Raw genomic sequence first — 21,131 nt, forward strand, 5'->3', positions numbered from 1 at the left:
CGGCCCGGGGGACGGACCGCGAACGGGAGGGGCGCCGCGCTGATGCGCGACGCCCCTCCCGTTTCGACCGGAACCCCGGTCAGAGCTTCTTGGCCCCGGGGGCCTCGGCCCCGGCCGTGTCTTCGGCTTCGGCCTTGCCGTCGGCTTCGCCGCCGTCGGCATCCGCCGTGGCGTCCTTCGGCCCGGCACCGGTCTCTGCCACCGCGCCGGCCTCGGCTTCGCCGTCCCCGGCCGGGATGTCCCCGTCCTTGGCGCCGGCCGCGGCGTCAGCGGCGGCTTCGCGGTCCGGCTCGACGATCTCCTCGCGGCCCGGCCGCAGCTTCGCGGACAGCACCAGGTACGTCACGGCGAGCACGAAGACGACGATCGAGGTCCACACGTTGAGCCGCAGGCCCAGGACGTGGTGGGCCTCGTCGACCCGCATGTACTCGATCCAGCCGCGCCCCACGCAGTACGCGGCGACGTACAGCGCGAACGCCCGCCCGTGTCCGAGCTTGAAGCGGCGGTCGGCCCAGATCACCAGGACGGCGACGCCGACGCACCAGAGCGACTCGTAGAGGAAGGTGGGGTGGTAGGTCCCGGCGACCCGGTTCGGGCCGTCGGTGATCTCCACCGCCCACGGCAGATCGGTGGCCCGGCCGTACAGCTCCTGGTTGAACCAGTTGCCCCAGCGTCCGCAGGCCTGGGCCAGCGCGATCCCGGGGGCCAGGGCGTCCGCCCAGGCCGGCAGCGGGATGCCGCGGCGACGGCAGCCGATCCAGGCACCGACCGCGCCCAGCGCGATCGCACCCCAGATACCGAGGCCGCCCTCCCAGATCTTGAAGGCGTCGACCCAGTCGCGGCCATCGACGAAGTACAGCTGGTAGTCGGTGATCACGTGGTAGAGGCGCCCGCCGACCAGGCCGAACGGGACCGCCCACACGGCGATGTCCGCGACCGTGCCCGGCTTTCCGCCGCGGGCGACCCACCGCTTGTTGCCGAGCCAGACGGCGACGAAGACGCCGATGATGATGCAGAACGCGTAGCCGCGCAGCGGGATCGGTCCGAGATGGAGCACGCCCGTCGACGGACTGGGAATGAAGGCAAGGTTCATGGCAAGACCCGACGCTACCTTGCCGGACGGTGGTGACAACAACCCGTCCGGCAAGCTGCCGCCGAATCGAGACTGCGATCAGTGGTCCATGGGCATCCCGGCATGGTCCGGGGAAGCGTCGGCGGACCCCGAGGAGCCCGCCGTCGCCTTCGCCGCCGAGCGCGCGGACGGCGCCGAGGGCGAGGCCGACCGGCCGGAGGAGGACTTCGAACCCGCCGGAGCCGACGCGGAAGCGGAAGCCGACGCGGAAGCGGAAGCCGACGCGGAGGCGGAAGCCGACGGTGAGCCGGAGGGAGAACCGGACGCCTTGGCGCCACCGGGGCCGCCCTTGCCGGCCGCCTCCACCTTCTCCTTCAGCTTCTGCGGGGTCAGCGGGTTGGCCTGGTCCCCGAAGATGTCCTTGCCGTCGAGCAGCACCGTCGGGGTCCCGCGGAACTTGCCGGTGCGGAAGGCGTCCTGCGACTTCTTCACCCAGCTGTCGTGCGTGCCGCTCTCGACGCACGTGCGGAACTGCGGGGTGTCCAGCCCGTCGACCTTGCCGGCCAGCTCCAGCAGCTTGGCGTTGTTGCCGTAGGCGTCGCTGGTCTCCTCGGGCTGGTTCTGGAAGAGCACGTCGTGGTACGAGGGGAACTTCCCGGCGTCCTGCGCGCAGGCCGCCGCGTTGGCGCCCTTGAGGGAGCCGCTGCCGCCCATGTTCCCGTCGATCAGGGTGACCAGGTGGTACTCGACCTTGAGGAGACCCTTGGCCTCCAGCTCGTGGACGGTGTCGCGGTAGTTGGTCTCGAAGGCCTTGCAGGCCGGGCAGCGGAAGTCCTCCCACACGGTCAGTGTGGAAGGGGCCTCGGCCTTGCCGGTCTGGATCGCCAGCGCGTCCTTGCCCGTGGCCCCGGAGGGGGCGACCAGCGGGCCGCCCTTGGCGGAGGATCCGCCCTTGCCGGTGTTCGCCGCGATCAGGCCGACGACGGCCGCCAGGCCGAGTACGCCGACCACCGCCGCCGACACGACGAGGGTCCGCCGGCGCTTGTCCTTGGCCTTCTGCCGCTCGCGCTCCGCCTGGAGTCGCTCGCGGGCCGATCGTTTCGTCGCATCGCGGTTCGCACCGTCGTTCATGTCGCTCACGTTCGGCCAAACGAAGCAGGGAGGCACTCTCGTGCCTCCCTGCCCCTAGTTCCACCCGATCGGGCTACAGAACCCGCTCAGGGGTCCGCGTCGCCGATCGAACACGGCGCGACGGAACGCCCGCGTCAGCTCCTGCGCACGCCTTCGGACAGCTCGCCCGCCAGCGCCCGTACGGCGGCCAGCCCGGCCGACAGGTCCGGCGCGTCCAGCAGCAGCTTCACGAAGGCCGAGCCGACGATCACCCCGTCGGCGAAGCCCGCGACCTCCTTGGCCTGCGCGGCGTTGGAGACGCCGAGCCCGACGCAGACCGGCAGGTCGCTGGTGGCGCGGGTACGGCGCACCAGATCGGCGGCCTGGTCGCCGACCGACTCGCGGGTGCCGGTGACGCCCATGAGCGAAGCGGCGTAGACGAAGCCGGAACCCGCCGCAGTGATGGTGGCGAGGCGCGCGTCCTTGCTGCTGGGAGCCACGACGAAGACGGTCGCCAGCCCCTGCTTCTCCGCGTGCTCGCGCCACAGCGCGGACTCCTGGACCGGCAGGTCGGGCAGGATGCAGCCCGCGCCGCCGGCCGCGGCGAGCTCGGTGGTGAACCGCTCGACGCCGTAGCGGTCGATGGGGTTCCAGTAGGTCATGACCAGGATCGGGGCGCCGGTCGCCTCGTGCGCCTCGCGGACGGTCCGCAGCGTGTCAGCGATCTTGACGCCGCCGCGCAGGGCGATGTCGTCGGCGGTCTGGATGATCGCGCCGTCCAGGACCGGGTCGCTGTGCGGGAGGCCGATCTCGACGACGTCCGCACCACCGGCGATGACGGCCTTGACGGCCTCGATGGCCCCGTCCACGGTCGGGAAGCCGGCCGGGAGGTAGGCCACGAGGGCCGCGCGATCCTCGGACTTCGCCTTCGCGAGGGTGGCCGAGAGGAGTTCGATGTTGCCGCTCACTTGGTCTCCCCCTCGGAGGCGTTGCTGTCGTACAGGTCGAAGTAGCGCGCGGCGGTGTCCATGTCCTTGTCACCGCGGCCGGACAGGTTGACGACGAGCAGCCCGTCCTTGCCCAGCTCCTTGCCGAGGTCCAGGGCGCCCGCGAGGGCGTGCGCCGACTCGATCGCCGGGATGATGCCCTCGGTGCGCGAGAGGAGCCGCAGCGCCTGCATCGCCTGGTCGTCGGTGACCGCGCGGTACTCGGCGCGGCCCGCGTCCTTGAGGTACGAGTGTTCCGGGCCGATGCCCGGGTAGTCCAGACCGGCCGAGATGGAGTACGGCTCGGTGATCTGGCCCTCCTCGTCCTGCAGGACGTAGGAGCGGGAGCCGTGCAGGATGCCGGGCTCGCCCGCGGTCAGCGTGGCCGCGTGCTCGCCCGTCTCCACGCCGTGCCCGGCGGGCTCGAAGCCGACCAGGCGGACGCCGGCGTCCGGGATGAAGGCGTGGAAGAGGCCGATGGCGTTGGAGCCGCCGCCGACGCAGGCGGCGACGGCGTCGGGCAGCCGGCCGGCGCGCTCCAGGATCTGGCGGCGGGCCTCGACGCCGATGACCCGGTGGAAGTCGCGGACCATGGCGGGGAAGGGGTGGGGGCCGGCGACCGTACCGAACAGGTAGTGGGTGCGGTCCACGTTGGCGACCCAGTCGCGGAACGCCTCGTTGATGGCGTCCTTGAGGGTGCGCGAGCCGGACTTCACCGCGATGACCTCGGCGCCCAGGATGCGCATGCGGGCCACGTTGAGAGCCTGGCGCTGGGTGTCGATCTCGCCCATGTAGATGGTGCACTCGAGGCCGAAGAGCGCGCAGGCGGTGGCGGTGGCCACGCCGTGCTGGCCGGCGCCGGTCTCGGCGATGACACGGGTCTTGCCCATGCGCTTGGTGAGCAGCGCCTGCCCCAGCACGTTGTTGATCTTGTGCGAGCCGGTGTGGTTCAGGTCCTCGCGCTTGAGGAAGATCCGCGCGCCGCCGGCGTGCTCGGCGAACCGGGGCACCTCGGTGAGGGAGCTGGGGCGGCCGGTGTAGTTGACCATGAGGTCGTTGAGCTCGGCCGCGAAGGCCGGGTCGCCCTTGGCCTTCTCGTACTCGACGGCGACCTCGTCCACGGCGGCGACGAGCGCCTCCGGGATGAACTTGCCGCCGAAGTCACCGAAATAGCCCTCGGCGTTGGGGATGTGACCCTCGGGGTCCGGAATGAAGAAACTGCTGGCGCTGGACATGCCCAGGTACTCCTACGGAAGCGACGCGGATGTCTTCACCGTATTGCGCCGCCCGCCCCGGACGCGCACACCCCGCTGGGGCATGGACGTGCGGTACGAGGTGGCCCGGCCCGGAGCCGGCGGCTCGGGGCGGACCACAAGGAGGCAGCCGCGGACCCGGTGTACGGCGTACACCGTCCGAGGCGGCCTCTCACGACGCGGCTGGGGGCCGCCATCGCATGCCGTTGACCTGACCGGGCTCGGAACCGATCACGTACCGGACCCGCCGCCCGCGTACGCGCCGGGCCGGGGCGCGGCAGCCGCGGGGGCGGCAGCCGCGCGCCAGGGGCGCGTGCGCCGTCGGCACACCGGCCAGGCCGGAGCCCGGTCGGGTGCGGACGGAGGGGCGGTTTCGGGCCATGGGACGGGTCAGCTCCGCCCGTGGCGCAGGGCGGGGTGGGCGCCGGCGGCGACGAGGTCGGCCACGGCCGCCTTCGGGTCGCGGCCGGTCACCAGGGACTCCCCGACGAGGACGGCGTCGGCGCCCTCGTTCGCGTAGGCGATGAGGTCGTGCGGCCCGCGGATGCCGGACTCGGCAACCTTGACGATGTGGGCCGGGATCTCTCCGACGACGCGCTCGAAGGTGGAGCGGTCGACCTTGAGGTCCTTGAGGTTGCGGGCGTTGACGCCGATGATCTTGGCGCCGGCGGCGACCGCGCGCTCCACTTCCTCCTCGTCGTGCACCTCGACGAGCGGGGTGAGACCGATGGACTCGGCCCGCTCGATGAGGGAGACGAGGGCCTCCTGCTCCAGGGCCGCGACGATCAGCAGCACGAGGTCGGCGCCGTAGGCGCGGGCCTCCCACAGCTGGTACGCCGTGACGATGAAGTCCTTGCGCAGGATCGGGATGTCCACGCGGGCGCGGACGGCCTCCAGGTCGGCCAGCGAACCGCCGAAACGGCGCTGTTCGGTGAGGACGGAAATGACCGCCGCACCGCCCGCCTCGTAGTCGGCGGCGAGCGCGGCCGGATCGGCGATGGCGGCCAGCGCGCCCTTTGACGGGCTGGAGCGCTTGACCTCGCAGATCACCTTGACGCTGTCGCCGCGCAGGGCAGCGACGCCGTCCTTGGCCTGGGGCGCCTTGGCGGCACGCTCCTTGAGCTCGTCGAGGCTGACGCGCGCCTGCCGTTCGGCAAGGTCTTCGCGGACCCCTTCGATGATCTCGTCGAGCACACTCACGCGAGCGGCCCCCTTCCGGGTCGATGACGGTCGGCCGCCTTGCAGACACGTTCAACTGCAAGGTCAGCAGTTCAAATGGTATCCGCAGGACGCCTTGCCCTCCGCACGCGGTTGACCGCGTCCCATTAAATGGACATACGGAATCTTTACTTCAGCTATACCTCAGGGTGCCAGGAACGAGCCCACGGGCAGGTTCCGGACAAGTGAGAAGCCCAGGGCCACGGCGCCGATCCCCCACCAGTAGAGCGGGCGTACGACGAGCCTGGGGGCCGGTACGCCGCGGTAGGCGCGAACCAGCCACAGCACCATGAATCCCGCGAAGAAGAAGTAGCCGGCGACCGCCAGGGCATTTGCCCCGGTAGCTGTCACGAGATCGCCGTGGGCGAACGCGTGGGCGCTGCGCAGCCCGCCGCAGCCCGGGCACAGGACCCCGGTCAGCCTGAACAGCGGGCAGACCGGATAGTGACCCGGTTCGTTCGGGTCGACGGTGCCCACGTACGCGAGGGCCGCGGCGGCCGCGGCCAGCGTGAGCGCCGGGGTCGCCAGCCGCTTCGCCCGGGAAACGGGCGCCGCGGGCGGCGGCGGGCCGGCATGCCGTACCGCCTCGGGCACGAGGCCGGATGTGTGAGAGTCCACTCGCTGATTCTCTCCGCTCATGACAAAAGGCGCAGCCCGACGGGGCCGCGCCTTTCGGGGACCGCGTACGCGCTCAGACCTTGGCGGCGAGCCGGTTCGCGGCGATGACCTCGGCGAGGTCGTTGTGCGCCGCCTTCGGCGCGCCCATGCCCGCGGCCTTCATCGCCATGCCCACGACACCGCCGAGCACCACGACGGCGAGGCCGGCGTAGAAGCCCCAGACGTTCGCCAGCACCGTGAAGGCGCCGGAGACGCAGAAACCGATGAAGGCGATGATGACACCGGTCCAGGCGGCCGGGGTGTGTCCGTGGCTAGTGCCCGCCATGAGTTGCTCCTCGTTGGTCTGGTTGCTCTGTCGCACGTCGCACGTGCTGTGTCGAAACGCTCGGTGGCCATTGTCCCGCACCAGGTGGCGGAGGAATTCACGGGGTCGGCCCCGGGGGCCGTTTCCGGGGTCCCGGGCCCGGCGCGCCGGCCCTAGGCCTGGCCCGTCGGGTCCTCGCCCCGGTCCAGAGCCTTCCACAGATCCTCGGGCCGGTCCGGGTCCACGACGGGCGTCTTTCGGGGACGCGGGCTGCCGTCGCGCTCGTAGCGGCCGCCCATCGCGGGCCAGGCGCTCCCGAACCGCAGCGCGAGCAGTCCGGCCAGCAGGATCAGCGCCCCGCCGGCGGCGGTCACGTAGGGCCACGCCGTATGGGTGAGGCCGGCCACGTGCGCGGCGGTGTCCGCCGTCGTACGGGCGGCCGCCGCGTCCAGGGCGTGGCGGCCGTCGGCGTTGGCCAGCGCGGCCGCTCCCGCGCCCAGTCCGCTCAGCGCGAGCAGCGCCGACACCAGCAGCCGGCTCCTGCCCCGTACGGCGAAGACGGCGACCAGGGCGGCGAGGCCCACGATGGCCAGGGCCGCGGGCAGGCCGGTGACCTCCCGCCCGTCGGCGGTCAGCGGCAGCGAGCCGCCGCCGATGGCGGCGACGCCGCGGGCCCAGACACGGCCGGAGGCGAGCAGGACGACGGTGGCGCCGAGCGTGCCGAGCAGCAGGGCGACGGCCACGCTGCGGCGGCCGCCGCCGCGGCCGTCGCCGGACTCGGGGTCGGCGGCGGCCTCGGGGTCGGCGGCGGCGTCATCGGTGTCTCGGGGCGGGGGTACGGCACTCACGCACCCCACTATCCCCTACCGCCTCACGCGCCGTGGAGGCGGTTCGCCGCTCCCACCGCCCGCAGCACGGCGGCGGCCTTGTTTCGGCACTCGGCGTCCTCCAGCTCGGGCACCGAGTCGGCGACGACCCCGGCGCCCGCCTGCACGTACGCCTTGCCGTCGCGCAGCAGTGCGGTGCGGATGGCGATGGCCGTGTCGGAGTCCCCGGCGAAGTCCAGGTAGCCGACGCAGCCACCGTAGAGCCCCCGGCGGGTGGGCTCCAGCTCCTCGATGATCTGCATGGCGCGCGGCTTGGGCGCACCGGACAGGGTGCCGGCCGGGAAGCAGGCGGTGAGCACGTCGAAGGCGGTCCTGCCCTGGGCGACGCGGCCCGTCACGGTCGAGACGATGTGCATGACGTGCGAGTACCGCTCGATGCTCATGAAGTCGACGACCTCCACGGAGCCCGGCTCGCAGACCCGGCCCAGGTCGTTGCGGCCCAGGTCGACGAGCATGAGGTGCTCGGCGCGTTCCTTGGGGTCGGCGAGCAGCTCCTCGGCGAGCTCGTTGTCCTGCTGCGGGGTCGCGCCCCGGTGCCGGGTGCCGGCGATGGGGTGGACCATGGCCCGGCCGTCCTCGACCTTGACCAGCGCCTCGGGGCTGGACCCGACCACGTCGAAGCCGTTCTCGAAGCGGAAGAGGTACATGTACGGAGACGGGTTGGTGGCCCGCAGCACGCGGTAGACGTCCAGCGCGGAGGCCTGGCAAGGGGTCTCGAACCGCTGCGAGGGAACCACCTGGAAGGCCTCGCCGGCCCGGATCCGCTCCTTCACGTCCTCGACGGCGTCCTGGTACTTCTCGCCGCCCCACAGCGCCGAGTACTCCGGCAGCTCCGAGGCGGGCAGCGGCATGGGCGCGTACGGGGCGGGCCGCGCGAGGTCGGCCTCCATCGCGTCGAGGCGGGTGACGGCGTCCGCGTACGCCTCGTCCACGCCCGCGTCGAGGTCGTTGTGGTTGATCGCGTTGGCGATCAGCAGGACGGTGCCGTCCCAGTGGTCCAGGACCGCCAGGTCGGAGGTGAGCAGCATCGTCAGCTCGGGCAGCTGGAGGTCGTCCTCGGTGTGCTCGCCGATGCGCTCCAGCCGCCGCACGATGTCGTAGCCGAGGTAGCCGACCATGCCACCGGTGAAGGGCGGCATGCCGGAGGCCAGGTCCCGCGGGGTGTGCAGGGCCTCCACGGTCTGGCGCAGGGCCTCCAGGGGGTCGCCCGAGGTCGGGACGCCCACGGGCGGGGTGCCGATCCAGTGGGCCTGGCCGTCGCGGACGGTCAGGGTGGAGGCGCTGCGGACGCCCACGAAGGAGTAGCGCGACCAGGAGCGGCCGTTCTCGGCGGACTCCAGGAGAAACGTCCCCGGACGCTCGGCGGCCAGCTTGCGGTAGAGCCCGACGGGCGTGTCCCCGTCCGCCAGCAGCCTGCGGCTCACGGGGATGACGCGGCGGTCGGCCGCGAGCTTGCGGAACGTCTCAAGATCCATTGAGTGGCACCCTTAGCTGTTCGGCTTGGCCTGTTCGGCTTCGGCGGTGGGGCCGGAAGCGCCGGCCAGGGGCAGGACGTCGGCATCGAAACACGTACGGGCACCGGTGTGGCAGGCCGCTCCGACCTGGTCCACCCGGACGAGCAGGGTGTCGGCGTCGCAGTCGAGCGCGACGGACTTCACGTGCTGGAAGTGGCCTGAAGTGTCCCCCTTCACCCAGTACTCCTGGCGGCTGCGCGACCAGTACGTGCAGCGGCCGGTGGTCAGGGTGCGGTGCAGGGCCTCGTCGTCCATCCAGCCGAGCATGAGCACCTCACCGGTGTCGTGCTGCTGGGCGATGGCCGGGACCAGACCGTCCGCGGAGCGCTTGAGGCGCGCGGCGATGGCGGGATCGAGGGAGGACGTACTCATGGGAGCCATTGTGCCGCGCCGGGGGGACGATCAAGGATCCCTGTCCGCCTGATGGGCAGGCGCGGGACGGGTTCCAGCCGTAGGCTGGCCCGCATGTCTACCCATGCGAAGCGTGAACGACTGCTGCTGGCCGATCTGTTGGAGTCAGCCGGACCGGAGGCGCCGACGCTGTGCGAAGGCTGGCGGACGCGGGAACTCGCCGCCCACGTGGTGGTACGGGAGCGCCGCCCGGACGCGGCGGGCGGGCTGCTGCTGAACGTCCTGAAGGCCCGCCTGGACAAGGCGATGGAGGAGTACGGGGCCAAGCCGTACGAGGAGCTCATCCAGTTGATCCGTACGGGTCCGCCGAAGATGTCGGTGTACTCCCTCAAACAGATCGACGAGGCGGCGAACGCGGTGGAGTTCTACGTCCACGCCGAGGACGTCCGGCGCGCCCAGCCGGACTGGTCCCCGCGGGCCCTGGACCCGGTGTTCTCCGACTCCTTGTGGTCCCGGCTGGAGAAGCTGGCCCGCCTGACGGGCCGCCGCTCCCCGGTGGGCCTGGTCCTGCGCCGCCCGAACGGCCAGACGGCGGTGGCCCACAAGGGCGCGCCGGTGGTGACGGTGACGGGGGAACCGGGCGAGCTGACGTTGTTCTGCTTCGGCCGCCAGGACGCCGCCGCGGTGGAACTGGACGGCCCGAAGGAGGCCGTCGCGAAGCTCACGGTGGCCCGGTTGGGCATTTGACCCACCCGGGTAGGCGGCGCCTCGATCCGCCGGTGGGGCTTGATGCGGCCGGCGTCAGCCCGCACCTGACCGCCGGTGACCGGCCGATCCAGCCCGTCCGGCGTTCGAGGACCGGGGCCGGGCGGGACCTCCGCCTCGTAGGGCCGGACACCCGCACCCGCCCACCGCCCCGCCGGCCGGGGTCCGGCGCAGCGGCCCGAACCCCGGGAGGCGCGCCAGCGCTGAGCGGCGCGAGGAACACGTCGAAAGGCGCCGGGCTCAGGCGAAGGCCAGCTCCGCCCGGCGGACGGCGGGGGCGGACGTGCCGACGACCGCCCCCGCCATGCTCACCCCGGCGCCCGCCAGGAAGACCGGGGTCACGCCCCAGAGGTCCGCCGCGAAGCCGAAGACGGGGTACGCCAGCGGCGCCAGCCCCACCGCCGTGAAGGCCATCACCGAGCTGACCCGGCCCAGGTACGAGGGGTCCGTGGACGTCTGGATCAGGGCCACCGCCAGGCCTCCGCAGATCCCGCAGACCAGCCCCGTGAGCACGGCCAGTGCCACCGCCACCGCCAGGCTCGGGGCCAGTACCAGACCGCCGATTCCCGCGGAGCCGACGATCAGGGTGAGGTTCTGGACCGCCCCGGCCCGGGGGAACCTCGGGATCAGGGTCAGCAGCAGCGCGCTCGCCGCCGCGCCCGCACCCATGCCGCCGACGATCCAGCCGACCCCGCCCGGGCCCCAGCCGCGGTCACCCGCGAGCAGGATCAGCCCCAGCGTCAGCGGCGCCGAGGTGCCCAGCTGGCTGAGCGCCCCCGACAGGACCAGGGGGCCTATCAGGCCGTGCCGCCGGATGTACCCGATCCCCGAGCGCAGCTGCTGCCAAGGCGTCTCGGCGGACCCCGGGGACTCGGCGGGCCCGGCAGCTCCGGCCACCGCCCCCGCTCCCCCCAGCGCCGCCAGCGGGGTGATCCGTACCGCCAGCAGCAGCACCAGCGAGAGCCCGAACAGCGCCGAGGCCGTCCCGAAGGCCGCCGCGGGACCGCCCAGACCCATCGCCAGCCCCGCCACCGGCGGCCCGGCGGTGTGGCCGACGCGCTCGGCGAGGCTGCGCAGCCCCTGGACGCGGACCAGCTGCCCGGGACCCGCGATCCGCGGCGGCAGCGCGCCGACGGCCGGCATGAACAGCGCGTCCACGACCCCGAAGACGAGCGCGACGAGCACCAGCACCCACAGGCCCGGCGCGGTGAGCGCGACCACCAGTGCCAGGGCCAGGATCACCGCACAGCGCACGGCGTCCGAGGAGACGACGACCAGCCGCGGGCCGAAGCGGTCGGCGACCACCCCGCCACCCAGCATGAGCAGCGCCCGCGGCACCGCGCCGACGGCCATGACCAGGCCGACCTCGGCCGGGCCGGCCGTCTGGGCGGCCGTCCAGCCGAGGGCGAGGAAGTAGATCCCGTCCCCGACCAGCGAAGCCCCGTAGGCGGCCAGCCACCGCAGGACATTGGCGTCCCGCCACACGTTCCCGTTCAACGCAGGCCCCCCGGGGCGATCCTCAGCGGACCGGGTGGCCCGCCTCGCGGAGTGCTTCCTTGACCTGTCCGATGCGCAGGTCGCCGAAGTGGAACACGGACGCCGCGAGCACCGCGTCGGCGCCCGCCGCGATCGCCGGCGGGAAGTGCGCGAGCTCGCCCGCGCCGCCCGAGGCGATCACCGGGACCGTGACGTGCTTGCGCACGGCCGCGATCATCTCGGTGTCGTAGCCGTCCTTGGTACCGTCCGCGTCCATCGAGTTCAACAGGATTTCCCCGGCGCCCAGTTCGGCGGCCCGATGGGCCCACTCCACGGCGTCGATGCCGGCGCTGCGCCGGCCGCCGTGGGTGGTCACCTCGAAGGAACCCGATGCCGTCCGGCGCGCGTCCACGGACAGCACGAGCACCTGCCGGCCGAAGCGCTCGGCGATCTCCTGGATGAGCTCGGGCCGCGCGATGGCGGCGGTGTTCACGCCGACCTTGTCGGCGCCGGCCCGCAGCAGCTTGTCCACGTCGTCGGCGGTGCGTACGCCGCCGCCCACGGTCAGCGGGATGAAGACCTGCTCGGCGGTGCGGCGCACCACGTCGTAGGTGGTCTCCCGGTTGCCGGAGGACGCGGTGATGTCGAGGAAGGTCAGCTCGTCGGCGCCCTCGGCGTCGTAGAGCTTGGCCATCTCGACCGGGTCTCCGGCGTCGCGCAGGTTCTGGAAGTTGACTCCCTTGACCACTCGGCCGTTGTCCACGTCCAGGCAGGGGATCACCCGTACGGAGAGCGTCATGCGGAGCCTCCGGCGACGGGGCCGAAGGCCTCGACCTCCACCTCGACGACCATGCTCGGGTCCACGAAGCCGTTGACGATGATCAGCGTCGAGGCGGGGCGGATCTTGTCGAAGAGCTCGCTGTGGGCGCGGCCGACCTCTTCCACGTCGCGGGCGTGGGTGAGGTAGAGCCGGGTGCGGACCACGTGCTCGGGGCCGAGCCCGGCCTGCTCCAGGGCCTTGAAGGCCACGCCGAAGGCCTTGACCGTCTGGTCGTACGGACCGCCCGCGTCGGCCCCGGTGCAGCCGGAGACCAGTACCAGCCCGTTGGGGAGCTGGACGGCGCGGGAGTAGCCGAGTACGTCCTCGTAGGCGCCGCCGGAAGAGATGCGTCGGATGTCGGAACTCATGCGGAGACCACCTTCAGGGCTTCTTCGAGCGTGAACGCCTTGGCGTACAGGGCCTTGCCTACGATCGCGCCCTCGACGCCGTCCCCGACCAGGGCGGCCAGCGCGCGCAGGTCGTCGAGGGAGGAGATGCCGCCGGAGGCGACGACGGGCCGGTCGGTGGCCGCGCAGACGTTCTTCAGCAGTTCCAGGTTGGGGCCGGTGAGGGTGCCGTCCTTGCCGATGTCGGTGACGACGTACCGGGCGCAGCCCTCGGAGTCCAGGCGCGCGAGGGTCTCGTAGAGGTCCCCGCCCTCGCTGGTCCAGCCGCGGCCCTTGAGGGTGGTGCCGCGCACGTCGAGGCCGACGGCGATCCTGTCGCCGTGTGCGGCGATGGCTTTGGCGGCCCACTCGGGGGTCTCCAGGGCCGCGGTGCCGAGGTTGACGCGGGTGCAGCCGGTGGCGAGGGCCGCGGCGAGCGAGGCGTCGTCGCGGATGCCGCCGGACAGTTCGACCTTGATGTCCATGGCGCCGGTGATCTCCGCGACGAGCGCGCGGTTGTCCCCGGTGCCGAAGGCCGCGTCCAGGTCCACCAGGTGCAGCCATTCGGCGCCGGAGGCCTGCCAGGCCAGGGCGGCCTCGAGCGGGGAACCGTAGGAGGTCTCGCTGCCGGAGACGCCGTGGACGAGACGGACGGCCTGGCCGTCCCGCACGTCCACCGCGGGAAGCAGCTCGAGCTTCTTCGAGGTCGTCATCAGAGGGTCTCGATCCAGTTGGTGAGGAGCTGGGCGCCGGCGTCCCCGGACTTCTCGGGGTGGAACTGGGTGGCCCACAGGGCTCCGTTCTCCACCGCCGCGACGAACCGCTCGCCGTGCGTGGCCCAGGTGACCCTGGGGGCGCGGATCAGCGGGTTGGTGACTTCCAGGGACCAGTCGTGGGCCGCGTAGGAGTGCACGAAGTAGAAGCGGGCGTCCTCGTCCAGTCCGGCGAAGGCCTGGGTGTCGGCCGGCGCCTCGACGGTGTTCCAGCCCATGTGGGGGACGATCGGTGCCTTGAGCGGGCCGACCGTGCCGGGCCACTCGTCGAGCCCCTCGGTCTCCACGCCGTGCTCGATGCCGCGCTCGAAGAGGATCTGCATGCCGACGCAGATGCCCATGACCGGGCGGCCGCCGGAGAGCCGCCGCCCGATGATCCAGTCACCACGGGCGTCCTTGAGGCCCTTCATGCAGGCCGAGAAGGCACCGACCCCGGGGACGAGGAGCCCGTCGGCGTCCATGGCCCGGTCGTAGTCGCGGGTGATCTCCACGTCCGCGCCGACGCGCGCGAGCGCGCGCTCGGCGGAGCGGACGTTGCCGAAGCCGTAGTCGAAGACCACGACCTTCTTGGTGGGGCTGACTGCGCTCATTCCCAGATTCCTTGGATCCGCAGGACTCCCGCGACGAGACACATCACGGAGCAGATGGCGAGCAGGAGGACGACCGACTTGGGCATCTTCTGCTTCTGGAAGGAGTAGACGCCGCCGGCCAGGAAGAGGCCGAGGACGATCAGGATCGTGTTGAGCCCGTTCACGCTAGAGGGCGCCCTTCGTGGAGGGCAGGATCCCGGCGGCGCGCGGGTCGAACTCGGCGGCGTAGCGCAGGGCCCGGGCCAGCGCCTTGAACTGGCACTCCACGATGTGGTGGGCGTTGCGGCCGTACGGCACGTGGATGTGCAGGGCGATCTGGGCCTGCGCGACGAAGGACTCGAAGATGTGCCGGGTCATCGTCGTGTCGTACGAGCCGATCATCGGCGCCATGTTCTCGGGCTCGGTGTGCACGAGGTACGGGCGGCCGGACAGGTCGACGGTCACCTGGGCGAGGGACTCGTCGAGCGGCACGGTGCAGTTGCCGAAGCGGTAGATGCCCACCTTGTCACCGAGGGCCTGCTTGAAGGCGGCGCCGAGCGCGAGCGCGCTGTCCTCGATGGTGTGGTGGCTGTCGATGTGCAGGTCGCCCTCGGTCTTGACCGTGAGGTCGAAGAGGCCGTGGCGGCCGAGCTGGTCGAGCATGTGGTCGTAGAAGCCCACGCCTGTCGAGACGTCGACCTTGCCCGTGCCGTCGAGGTCTATCTCGACGAGGACCGAGGTCTCCTTCGTGGTCCGTTCGACCCGTCCGATGCGGCTCATGCGTGCTGCTCCTTCTTCAGTGCGCGAACCGCTTCCAGGAACGCGTCGTTCTCGGCCGGGGTGCCCGCGGTGACCCGCAGCCATCCCGGTACGCCGTTGTCCCGGACCAGGACGCCCTGGTCGAGGATCTTCTGCCAGGCGGTGTGGGAGTCCTCGAACCGGCCGAACTGTACGAAGTTCGAGTCGGATTCGGTGACCTCGAAGCCGATCCCCCGCAGCTCGGTGACCAGGCGGTCCCGCTCGTCCTTGAGCTGCTCGACGTAGCCGAGCAGGGTGTCGGTGTACTCCAGGGCGGCCAGTGCGGTCGCCTGGGTGACGGCCGACAGGTGGTACGGCAGGCGTACCAGCTGGACCGCGTCGACCACGGCCGGGTGCGCGGCCAGGTAGCCCAGGCGCAGTCCGGCCGCGCCGAAGGCCTTGGACATGGTCCGGGAGACCACCAGGTTCGGGCGGCCCTCGATCAGCGGGAGGAGGGAGTCGCGGTGGCTGAACTCCACGTAGGCCTCGTCCACGACGACCAGGGAGGGCTTGGCCGCCTGCGCGGCCTCGTACAGCGCGAGGACCGTCTCCGCCCCGACCGCGGTGCCCGTGGGGTTGTTCGGCGAGGTGATGAAGACGACGTCGGGGGCGTGCTCGGCAATGGCCCGCTCGGCGCTCTCCACGTCGATGGTGAAGTCGTCCTGGCGCGGACCGGAGATCCAGTCCGTCCCGGTGCCGCGCGCGATCAGCGCGTGCATCGAGTACGAGGGCTCGAAGCCGATCGCGGTGCGCCCGGGTCCGCCGAAGGTCTGCAGGAGCTGCTGGAGCACCTCGTTGGAGCCGTTGGCGGCCCAGACGTTCTCCCGCGCGACCGGGTGCTTGCCGGTACGGGTGAGGTAGGCGGCGAGCTCGGTGCGCAGTTCGACCGCGTCCCGGTCGGGGTACCGGTTGAGGGTGCGGGCGGCCTCGGCGACGCGCTCCGCGATGCGCGCGACGAGCTCCTCGGGGAGCCCGTACGGGTTCTCGTTGGTGTTGAGCTGGACGGGTACGTCCAGCTGCGGGGCGCCGTAGGGGGTCTTGCCGCGCAGTTCGTCGCGGATCGGGAGGTCGTCGATGCCGATGCTGCCCGGTGCGTCCCGCGTACCCGTCGCGCCCGTCGCGCCCGTCGTGTCCGCCGTGCCGGTCATGCCTGCGGAACCTTCCACCCGAAACGTGCCTTGAGAGCCGCGCCGTGCGCGGGCAGGTCCTCGGCCTCGGCCAGCGTCACCACGTGGTGGGTGACCTCGGCGAGGGCGTCCCGCGTGTAGTCGACGATGTGGATGCCGCGCAGGAAGGACTGCACGGACAGTCCGGAGGAGTGGCAGGCGCAGCCGCCGGTGGGCAGCACGTGGTTGGAGCCGGCGCAGTAGTCGCCGAGCGAGACCGGGGACCACGGGCCGACGAAGATCGCGCCGGCGTTGCGCACGCGGGCCGCCCAGGCGGCGGCGTCGGCTGTCTGGATCTCCAGGTGCTCGGCGCCGTACGCGTCGACGACCTTGAGGCCGTCCTCGAGGCTGTCGACCAGCACGATCGCGGACTGGCGGCCGGCCAGGGCGGGCTTGATCCGGTCCTCGACGTGCTTGGAGGCCGCGACCTGCGGCTCCAGCTCCTTCTCGACGGCGGCCGCGAGCTCCGCGGAGTCCGTCACCAGGACGGCGGCGGCCAGCGGGTCGTGCTCGGCCTGGCTGATCAGGTCGGCGGCGACGTGGACCGGGTCGGCCGTGGAGTCCGCCAGGACGGCGATCTCGGTGGGGCCGGCCTCGGTGTCGATGCCGATCTTTCCGGTGAAGTAGCGCTTGGCGGCGGCGACCCAGATGTTGCCGGGGCCGGTCACCATGTTGGCCGGGGCGCACTCCTCGGTGCCGTACGCGAACATCGCGACGGCCTGGGCGCCGCCGGCGGCGTACACCTCGTCGACGCCGAGCAGCGCGCATGCGGCGAGGATCGTCGGGTGCGGCAGTCCGTCGAAGTCCACCTGCGGCGGGGACGCGAGCGCGATCGACTCGACGCCCGCCTCCTGGGCCGGAACCACGTTCATGACGACGGAGGAGGGGTACACCGAGCGGCCGCCCGGGGCGTACAGCCCCACGCGCTCCACCGGAACCCACTTCTCGGTCACGGTGCCGCCGGGGACCACCTGGGTGGTGTGCTCGGTGCGGCGCTGGCTCCGGTGCACGATCCGGGCGCGCCGGATCGACTCCTCGAGGGCGGCGCGGACGGCCGGGTCGAGCTGGTCGAGGGCGGTCCGCAGGGCCTCGACGGGCACCCTGACCTGCTCGAGCTTCACTCCGTCGAACTTCTGCGCGTACTCGATCAGCGCCGCCGTCCCACGATGGTGGACGTCCTCGCAGATGGGCCGCACCTTCTCCAGGGCGGCTTCCACGTCGAACTCGGCACGGGGCAGCAGATCGCGCAGGGCGCCACCCTCGGGGAGGGTGTCACCGCGCAGGTCGATACGAGAGATCACCTGGCAATTCTCTCAGACCGTCTCCCGGCACCGTTCCTCCGTATCACTGGCTGATACACGCCACGGACGTTCCCGGATGTCACACGGGCCCTCTAGCGTTCGCGTACGCGCGGTGACGTCCATCGTGCCAGCGGAGGGGGGCCGCCATGGCCGAAGCACGCGCGGGCGAGGAACCGGCCGATCTCACCGGCCCCGAACACCTCATGTGGAACGCGTACCGGACGGGCAGCGTCTGCGACCTCAGCGCCCGCACCGCCGACCGGGACGATCCGCACGCCGACCGGGTCTGGGGCCCCGAGCGCAGTGTCCGGGCGCGGGTGGTGGCGCTGCTGCTGCTCCACGGGCCGGGGCCGGTGCCGGGCCGGGTGGCCTCGCTGAAACTGCGCGGTGTGCGGATCACCGGCCGCCTGGACCTCTCCGGGGGCACGGTCGTCCCGTACGTGGAGCTCCAGTCCTGCCGCTTCGACGGCGAGATCCAGCTCTCCGAGACCCGCTTCGGCACGCTGCGCCTGGTCAACTGCGCGATACCCCGGCTGGACGCAGCCAGGCTGCACACCGAGGGCGACCTGCACCTGCCGCGCTGCCGGGTGGCGCGCGGGATCCGGCTGACCGACGCGCAGATCGGCACGGATCTGCTGATCAGCGAGGCGGTGGTGCAGCGCGACAGCAAGGGGCGGGCGATAGCCGCCGACGGGATGTCGGTGGCGCAGGACTTCCAGGGCGAGCTGCTGCAGACGTACGGGGAGCTGAGCCTGCGCGGCGCCAAGGTCGGCGTGTCGATGAACCTGCGCGGGGCCAGCCTGCGCAATCCGAACGGGAGGCGGGCGCTGAACGCCCCGCAGCTCACCGTCGAGCGGACCCTGTACCTGACCTCGATCGCGCTGGGCCACACCCCGGGCGACTCCGATTCCTCGACTCCCCCGTACGGGCTCGGGTACACGCCCGTACGGGGCCAGCGCGCGCAGCCCTTCGAGTGCCGGGGCGGCCTGCGGCTGGACGACGGCCGCTTCGGCGACGCCGTGGACTTCTACGGGGCCCGGTTCACCCTCACGGAGGACCAGGAGGTCTCGCTGCGCCGGATCCACACCCCGGAGCTGCGGTTCGTCGGCGAGCGGCCGGAGCGGGGGCGGGTGGTGCTGTCGGGGGCCAGGGTGGTCAAGCTCGTCGACACCTCCACGAGCTGGCCCGGCCCGGGCCGGGTCGCGATCGAGGGGTTCGGCTACGAGAACCTCGCGCCCCGGGGGCATTTCCCGGCGGCCCGGCGGCTGGAGTGGGTCGAGGCGGCCACCTCCGAGTACTCCCCGGAGCCGTACGAGCGGCTGGCCGCCGTACTGCGCGCCTCGGGGGAGGACGCGGACGCGCGCGAGGTGCTGCTGGCCAAGCAACGGCGCCGGCGGGCGACGCTGCCGCCGGCGCTGCGCGCGTGGGGGTACCTGCAGGACTGGACGGTGGTCTACGGGTACCGGCCGGGGCGGGCGGCCCTGTGGATGACCGTCCTGTGGGCGGCGGGGGCCGTGCTGTTCAGGCTGCACGGGGAGCCACCCGCGATCAAGGCGGACGAGCACCCCGACTGGGACGCGGCACTGTTCGCCCTGGACCTGCTGCTCCCGGTGATCGACCTCGGCCAGCAGGACCAGTGGAAGCTGCGGGGAGGCTGGCAGTGGGGCGCGGCAGCGCTGGTCGTCCTGGGCTGGATCCTCGCCACGACGGTGGCGGCGGGAGCGTCCCGGCTGCTGAGGCGGGGGTGACGGGTCGTGGGCCGTGGCCATTACCCTGTGCCTCGTGACCACCGTTCGCCTGCCACTCTTCCCGCTGAACTCGGTGCTGTTCCCGGGACTCGTCCTCCCGCTGAACATCTTCGAGGAGCGTTATCGCGCCATGATGCACGAGTTGCTGAAGGCGGGAGAGGAAGAGCCCCGCCGTTTCGCGGTCGTCGCGATCCGTGACGGCCGGGAGGTGGCCCCGACCGCGCCCGGGCTGCCGGACCAGACCTCGCTGCCCGAGCGCGGTCCGGCCGCCGGCTTCGGCGCGGACCCGGTCCAGGCCTTCCACCGGGTGGGCTGCATCGCGGACGCGGCCTCGATCCGTGAGCGGGAGGACGGCAGCTTCGAGGTGATGGCGACCGGCACGGTCCGGGTCCGGCTGCTGTCGGTCGACGCCTCCGGCCCGTTCCTGATGGCGGAGCTGGAGGAGCTGCCGGAGGACGCCGGCGACGGCGCGGGAGCGCTGGCGGAAGGTGTGCTGCGGGCGTTCCGCACCTATCAGAAGCGGCTGGCGGGGGCCCGCGAACGGTCCCTGACCGGCGTGGACCTCCCCGACGAGCCCTCGGTGGTCTCGTACCTGGTCGCGGCGGCCGCGGTGCTCGACATCCCGGCGAAGCAGCGCCTGCTGCAGGCCCCGGACACGGCGACCCGCCTCGCGGAGGAGCTGAAGCTGCTGCGCACGGAGACGGCCGTCATCCGCCACCTTCCCTCGCTGCCGGCCGTGGACCTGACGCGCATGCCGACGAGCCCGAACTGATGGCGAAGAAGAAGCCGGCGGGCACCCCGGCGATCGTGGCCCTGACGGCGGCGGGCGCCGATTTCACCGTCCACGCCTACGACCACGATCCGGCCCACCCGTCCTACGGCGAGGAGGCGGCCCAGGCCCTCGGGGTCGCGCCGTCGCAGGTCTTCAAGACGCTGCTGGCCGATGTGGACGGCTCCCTGGTGGTGGCGGTGGTCCCGGTCTCGGGCAGCCTCGACCTGAAGGCGCTGGCCGCCGCGGTGGGCGGCAAGCGTGCCGCGATGGCCGACCCGGCCCTGGCGGAACGCACCACGGGCTACGTCCTGGGCGGCATCTCCCCGCTGGGCCAGCGCAAGCGGCTGCCCACGGTCCTGGACGCCTCGGCGTCGGACTTCCCCACGATCTGCGTGTCGGCGGGCCGCCGCGGCCTGGAGGTCGAACTGCCCGCGTCGACCCTCACCGCCCTGACGGCGGCCACCCTGGCCCCGATCGCCCGCCCGTAGGGGACTCCGCCCCGCAGGGCCCGGCCAGTCCTGGCCACGCTACGGCCGTGGAGGCTCCGTACCGGACGGGTCCGGGGACGAATCCGGGGACGGCGGGTCGGCGGAGTCGGCAGGGGCCTGGTAGTACGCCGACGGCCACACCTGCATCGCCGGCGCCGGCTCACGCGGCCCCCACAGCGCCGTCAGCGCCAGGTGGACGACGATCGCGGCCATCGGCCAGGCGAGCAGCGCCCCGTGCGCCATGAGCTCCAGCGGCGCGTCGAAGGGGACTCCCTTGCCCGCCCGCTGGGCGGCCGCCGCCAGGTCCGAGGACGGGCCCAGCCACAGGCCCAGCTGCCAGCCGACCAGGGCTGCGAACGTCGATCCGATCCCGAGCCCGATCACCTGCGGGGCACCCCCGCGGCGGCGCCACAGGAAGACCGCGACCGCGCTCAGGACTCCGAGCCCGACCGAGAGCAGGAGGAAGGTCCCGTCCGCACCGATGCGCGCCTCGCTCTCGGTGTCCCGCAGGTAGACGGCCTCGCCGTTCGAGAAGTACTGCACGCGCGGCGCGAGCCACACCCACAGCAGCCCGAGCAGCACCCCGGCCACGCCCACCACGAGGGTGATGGCGGCCCCGTCGCGGACGTCGGACGGGGAGAAGGCGGGCTCGGAGGCGGCCGGAGGTGTCGGGAGGACCGGCGCCGACGGCGGCTGGTCGGACTTGTCATAAGGGGTCACGGCTTCGGTCACCCCCACATCGTGCCAGGTCCCGGC

At 72.5% G+C, this 21,131-nt stretch carries 24 protein-coding genes and 1 pseudogene; 4 read left to right on the forward strand and 21 right to left on the reverse strand.

What is annotated here, in order from left to right; all coding sequences use genetic code 11:
• Positions 1-79: 79 nt before the first annotated feature.
• The 11 genes and pseudogenes from lgt to hisI all read right to left on the reverse strand — a co-directional run bounded on the left by lgt (position 80) and on the right by hisI (position 9,343).
• Positions 80-1,093 carry a prolipoprotein diacylglyceryl transferase gene (gene lgt, locus OG389_RS10140; RefSeq protein ID WP_328298138.1) on the reverse strand — a complete coding sequence of 338 codons (1,014 nt, stop codon included), beginning with the start codon at positions 1,091-1,093 and terminating at the stop codon, positions 80-82.
• 324 nt (positions 1,094-1,417) lie between these two features.
• Positions 1,418-2,203, reverse strand: a pseudogene (locus OG389_RS10145) (DsbA family protein); the annotation flags it as partial.
• 134 nt (positions 2,204-2,337) lie between these two features.
• Complete coding sequence (gene trpA, locus OG389_RS10150) at positions 2,338-3,150, reverse strand: tryptophan synthase subunit alpha (protein ID WP_328298139.1); 813 nt, start codon at positions 3,148-3,150, stop codon at positions 2,338-2,340.
• A complete protein-coding gene (gene trpB, locus OG389_RS10155; protein ID WP_328298140.1) occupies positions 3,147-4,403 on the reverse strand; it encodes a tryptophan synthase subunit beta in 1,257 nt (418 codons plus the stop codon). Before trpB ends, trpA begins: the two co-directional genes overlap by 4 nt.
• Positions 4,404-4,593: 190 nt before the next feature.
• Positions 4,594-4,803 carry a tryptophan biosynthesis modulator TrpM gene (gene trpM, locus OG389_RS10160; protein ID WP_328298141.1) on the reverse strand — a complete coding sequence of 70 codons (210 nt, stop codon included), beginning with the start codon at positions 4,801-4,803 and terminating at the stop codon, positions 4,594-4,596.
• 8 nt (positions 4,804-4,811) lie between these two features.
• Positions 4,812-5,621, reverse strand: a complete 810-nt coding sequence (gene trpC / locus OG389_RS10165) for an indole-3-glycerol phosphate synthase TrpC (protein ID WP_328298142.1) — start codon at positions 5,619-5,621, stop codon at positions 4,812-4,814.
• 162 nt (positions 5,622-5,783) lie between these two features.
• Entirely contained in the window at positions 5,784-6,278 is a 495-nt protein-coding gene (locus OG389_RS10170; protein WP_443059241.1) for a DUF2752 domain-containing protein, read from the reverse strand.
• 52 nt (positions 6,279-6,330) lie between these two features.
• Positions 6,331-6,582, reverse strand: a complete 252-nt coding sequence (locus OG389_RS10175; protein ID WP_328303651.1) for an HGxxPAAW family protein — start codon at positions 6,580-6,582, stop codon at positions 6,331-6,333.
• Between the two features lie 152 nt (positions 6,583-6,734).
• On the reverse strand, positions 6,735-7,418 hold the full coding sequence (locus OG389_RS10180; protein ID WP_328298144.1) for a TIGR02234 family membrane protein: 684 nt from the start codon (positions 7,416-7,418) through the stop codon (positions 6,735-6,737).
• A gap of 14 nt (positions 7,419-7,432) precedes the next feature.
• Complete coding sequence (locus OG389_RS10185; RefSeq protein WP_328298145.1) at positions 7,433-8,923, reverse strand: anthranilate synthase component I; 1,491 nt, start codon at positions 8,921-8,923, stop codon at positions 7,433-7,435.
• A 12-nt stretch (positions 8,924-8,935) separates the two neighbouring features.
• A complete protein-coding gene (hisI, locus tag OG389_RS10190; protein ID WP_328298146.1) occupies positions 8,936-9,343 on the reverse strand; it encodes a phosphoribosyl-AMP cyclohydrolase in 408 nt (135 codons plus the stop codon).
• An 84-nt stretch (positions 9,344-9,427) separates the two neighbouring features.
• On the opposite strand from hisI, the gene OG389_RS10195 reads away from it, so the two are divergent.
• A complete protein-coding gene (locus tag OG389_RS10195) occupies positions 9,428-10,060 on the forward strand; it encodes a TIGR03085 family metal-binding protein (RefSeq protein ID WP_328298147.1) in 633 nt (210 codons plus the stop codon).
• 258 nt (positions 10,061-10,318) lie between these two features.
• On the opposite strand, the gene OG389_RS10200 is transcribed toward OG389_RS10195, so the two are convergent.
• Genes OG389_RS10200 through hisD form a run of 9 tightly spaced genes read right to left on the reverse strand, consistent with a single transcriptional unit; the run spans position 10,319 to position 17,367 of the window.
• Positions 10,319-11,575 (reverse strand): MFS transporter, encoded by a 1,257-nt coding sequence (locus OG389_RS10200; protein ID WP_328298148.1) that lies wholly within the window; start codon positions 11,573-11,575, stop codon positions 10,319-10,321.
• A 22-nt stretch (positions 11,576-11,597) separates the two neighbouring features.
• Entirely contained in the window at positions 11,598-12,353 is a 756-nt protein-coding gene (gene hisF, locus OG389_RS10205; RefSeq protein ID WP_328298149.1) for an imidazole glycerol phosphate synthase subunit HisF, read from the reverse strand.
• Positions 12,350-12,742 carry a RidA family protein gene (locus OG389_RS10210; protein ID WP_328298150.1) on the reverse strand — a complete coding sequence of 131 codons (393 nt, stop codon included), beginning with the start codon at positions 12,740-12,742 and terminating at the stop codon, positions 12,350-12,352. Before OG389_RS10210 ends, hisF begins: the two co-directional genes overlap by 4 nt.
• Positions 12,739-13,473: a bifunctional 1-(5-phosphoribosyl)-5-((5-phosphoribosylamino)methylideneamino)imidazole-4-carboxamide isomerase/phosphoribosylanthranilate isomerase PriA gene (gene priA / locus OG389_RS10215; RefSeq protein ID WP_328298151.1), complete on the reverse strand. Its 735-nt coding sequence runs from the start codon at positions 13,471-13,473 to the stop codon at positions 12,739-12,741. The genes OG389_RS10210 and priA overlap by 4 nt, the downstream gene beginning before the upstream one ends.
• Positions 13,473-14,123, reverse strand: a complete 651-nt coding sequence (gene hisH, locus OG389_RS10220) for an imidazole glycerol phosphate synthase subunit HisH (protein ID WP_328298152.1) — start codon at positions 14,121-14,123, stop codon at positions 13,473-13,475. Before hisH ends, priA begins: the two co-directional genes overlap by 1 nt.
• On the reverse strand, positions 14,120-14,287 hold the full coding sequence (locus tag OG389_RS10225; RefSeq protein ID WP_328298153.1) for a hypothetical protein: 168 nt from the start codon (positions 14,285-14,287) through the stop codon (positions 14,120-14,122). Before OG389_RS10225 ends, hisH begins: the two co-directional genes overlap by 4 nt.
• 1 nt (position 14,288) lies before the next feature.
• Positions 14,289-14,882, reverse strand: a complete 594-nt coding sequence (gene hisB / locus OG389_RS10230; protein WP_328298154.1) for an imidazoleglycerol-phosphate dehydratase HisB — start codon at positions 14,880-14,882, stop codon at positions 14,289-14,291.
• On the reverse strand, positions 14,879-16,048 hold the full coding sequence (locus tag OG389_RS10235) for a histidinol-phosphate transaminase (RefSeq protein ID WP_328298155.1): 1,170 nt from the start codon (positions 16,046-16,048) through the stop codon (positions 14,879-14,881). The genes hisB and OG389_RS10235 overlap by 4 nt, the downstream gene beginning before the upstream one ends.
• Positions 16,045-17,367, reverse strand: coding sequence for a histidinol dehydrogenase (hisD, locus tag OG389_RS10240; protein WP_328298156.1), 1,323 nt, complete (start codon positions 17,365-17,367; stop codon positions 16,045-16,047). Before hisD ends, OG389_RS10235 begins: the two co-directional genes overlap by 4 nt.
• Before the next feature lie 146 nt (positions 17,368-17,513).
• On the opposite strand from hisD, the gene OG389_RS10245 reads away from it, so the two are divergent.
• Genes OG389_RS10245 through ybaK form a run of 3 tightly spaced genes read left to right on the forward strand, consistent with a single transcriptional unit; the run spans position 17,514 to position 20,375 of the window.
• Positions 17,514-19,115 (forward strand): oxidoreductase, encoded by a 1,602-nt coding sequence (locus tag OG389_RS10245; protein WP_328298157.1) that lies wholly within the window; start codon positions 17,514-17,516, stop codon positions 19,113-19,115.
• Between the two features lie 34 nt (positions 19,116-19,149).
• Positions 19,150-19,887, forward strand: coding sequence for an LON peptidase substrate-binding domain-containing protein (locus OG389_RS10250; RefSeq protein ID WP_328298158.1), 738 nt, complete (start codon positions 19,150-19,152; stop codon positions 19,885-19,887).
• Complete coding sequence (gene ybaK, locus OG389_RS10255; RefSeq protein ID WP_328298159.1) at positions 19,887-20,375, forward strand: Cys-tRNA(Pro) deacylase; 489 nt, start codon at positions 19,887-19,889, stop codon at positions 20,373-20,375. Before OG389_RS10250 ends, ybaK begins: the two co-directional genes overlap by 1 nt.
• 39 nt (positions 20,376-20,414) lie before the next feature.
• Here ybaK and OG389_RS10260 read toward each other — a convergent pair whose 3' ends face one another.
• Positions 20,415-21,107, reverse strand: a complete 693-nt coding sequence (locus tag OG389_RS10260; protein ID WP_328298160.1) for a hypothetical protein — start codon at positions 21,105-21,107, stop codon at positions 20,415-20,417.
• Positions 21,108-21,131: the final 24 nt, after the last annotated feature.

The sequence above is a fragment of the Streptomyces sp. NBC_00435 genome (assembly GCF_036014235.1).
In the GTDB taxonomy this organism is placed as follows: domain Bacteria; phylum Actinomycetota; class Actinomycetes; order Streptomycetales; family Streptomycetaceae; genus Streptomyces.

What these genes read in the sequence shown, in the direction of transcription:
- hisI (WP_328298146.1), bottom strand. Translation starts at nt 9,343, where the DNA reads ATGGCTCCCATGAGTACGTCCTCCCTCGATCCCGCCATCGCCGCGCGC.
- hisF (WP_328298149.1), bottom strand. Translation starts at nt 12,353, where the DNA reads ATGACGCTCTCCGTACGGGTGATCCCCTGCCTGGACGTGGACAACGGC.
- hisH (WP_328298152.1), bottom strand. Translation starts at nt 14,123, where the DNA reads ATGAGCGCAGTCAGCCCCACCAAGAAGGTCGTGGTCTTCGACTACGGC.
- priA (WP_328298151.1), bottom strand. Translation starts at nt 13,473, where the DNA reads ATGACGACCTCGAAGAAGCTCGAGCTGCTTCCCGCGGTGGACGTGCGG.
- OG389_RS10175 (WP_328303651.1), bottom strand. Translation starts at nt 6,582, where the DNA reads ATGGCGGGCACTAGCCACGGACACACCCCGGCCGCCTGGACCGGTGTC.
- trpB (WP_328298140.1), bottom strand. Translation starts at nt 4,403, where the DNA reads ATGTCCAGCGCCAGCAGTTTCTTCATTCCGGACCCCGAGGGTCACATC.
- lgt (WP_328298138.1), bottom strand. Translation starts at nt 1,093, where the DNA reads ATGAACCTTGCCTTCATTCCCAGTCCGTCGACGGGCGTGCTCCATCTC.
- hisB (WP_328298154.1), bottom strand. Translation starts at nt 14,882, where the DNA reads ATGAGCCGCATCGGACGGGTCGAACGGACCACGAAGGAGACCTCGGTC.
- ybaK (WP_328298159.1), top strand. Translation starts at nt 19,887, where the DNA reads ATGGCGAAGAAGAAGCCGGCGGGCACCCCGGCGATCGTGGCCCTGACG.
- OG389_RS10245 (WP_328298157.1), top strand. Translation starts at nt 17,514, where the DNA reads ATGGCCGAAGCACGCGCGGGCGAGGAACCGGCCGATCTCACCGGCCCC.
- OG389_RS10185 (WP_328298145.1), bottom strand. Translation starts at nt 8,923, where the DNA reads ATGGATCTTGAGACGTTCCGCAAGCTCGCGGCCGACCGCCGCGTCATC.
- OG389_RS10170 (WP_443059241.1), bottom strand. Translation starts at nt 6,278, where the DNA reads ATGAGCGGAGAGAATCAGCGAGTGGACTCTCACACATCCGGCCTCGTG.
- OG389_RS10235 (WP_328298155.1), bottom strand. Translation starts at nt 16,048, where the DNA reads ATGACCGGCACGGCGGACACGACGGGCGCGACGGGCGCGACGGGTACG.
- trpM (WP_328298141.1), bottom strand. Translation starts at nt 4,803, where the DNA reads ATGGCCCGAAACCGCCCCTCCGTCCGCACCCGACCGGGCTCCGGCCTG.
- OG389_RS10210 (WP_328298150.1), bottom strand. Translation starts at nt 12,742, where the DNA reads ATGAGTTCCGACATCCGACGCATCTCTTCCGGCGGCGCCTACGAGGAC.
- OG389_RS10195 (WP_328298147.1), top strand. Translation starts at nt 9,428, where the DNA reads ATGTCTACCCATGCGAAGCGTGAACGACTGCTGCTGGCCGATCTGTTG.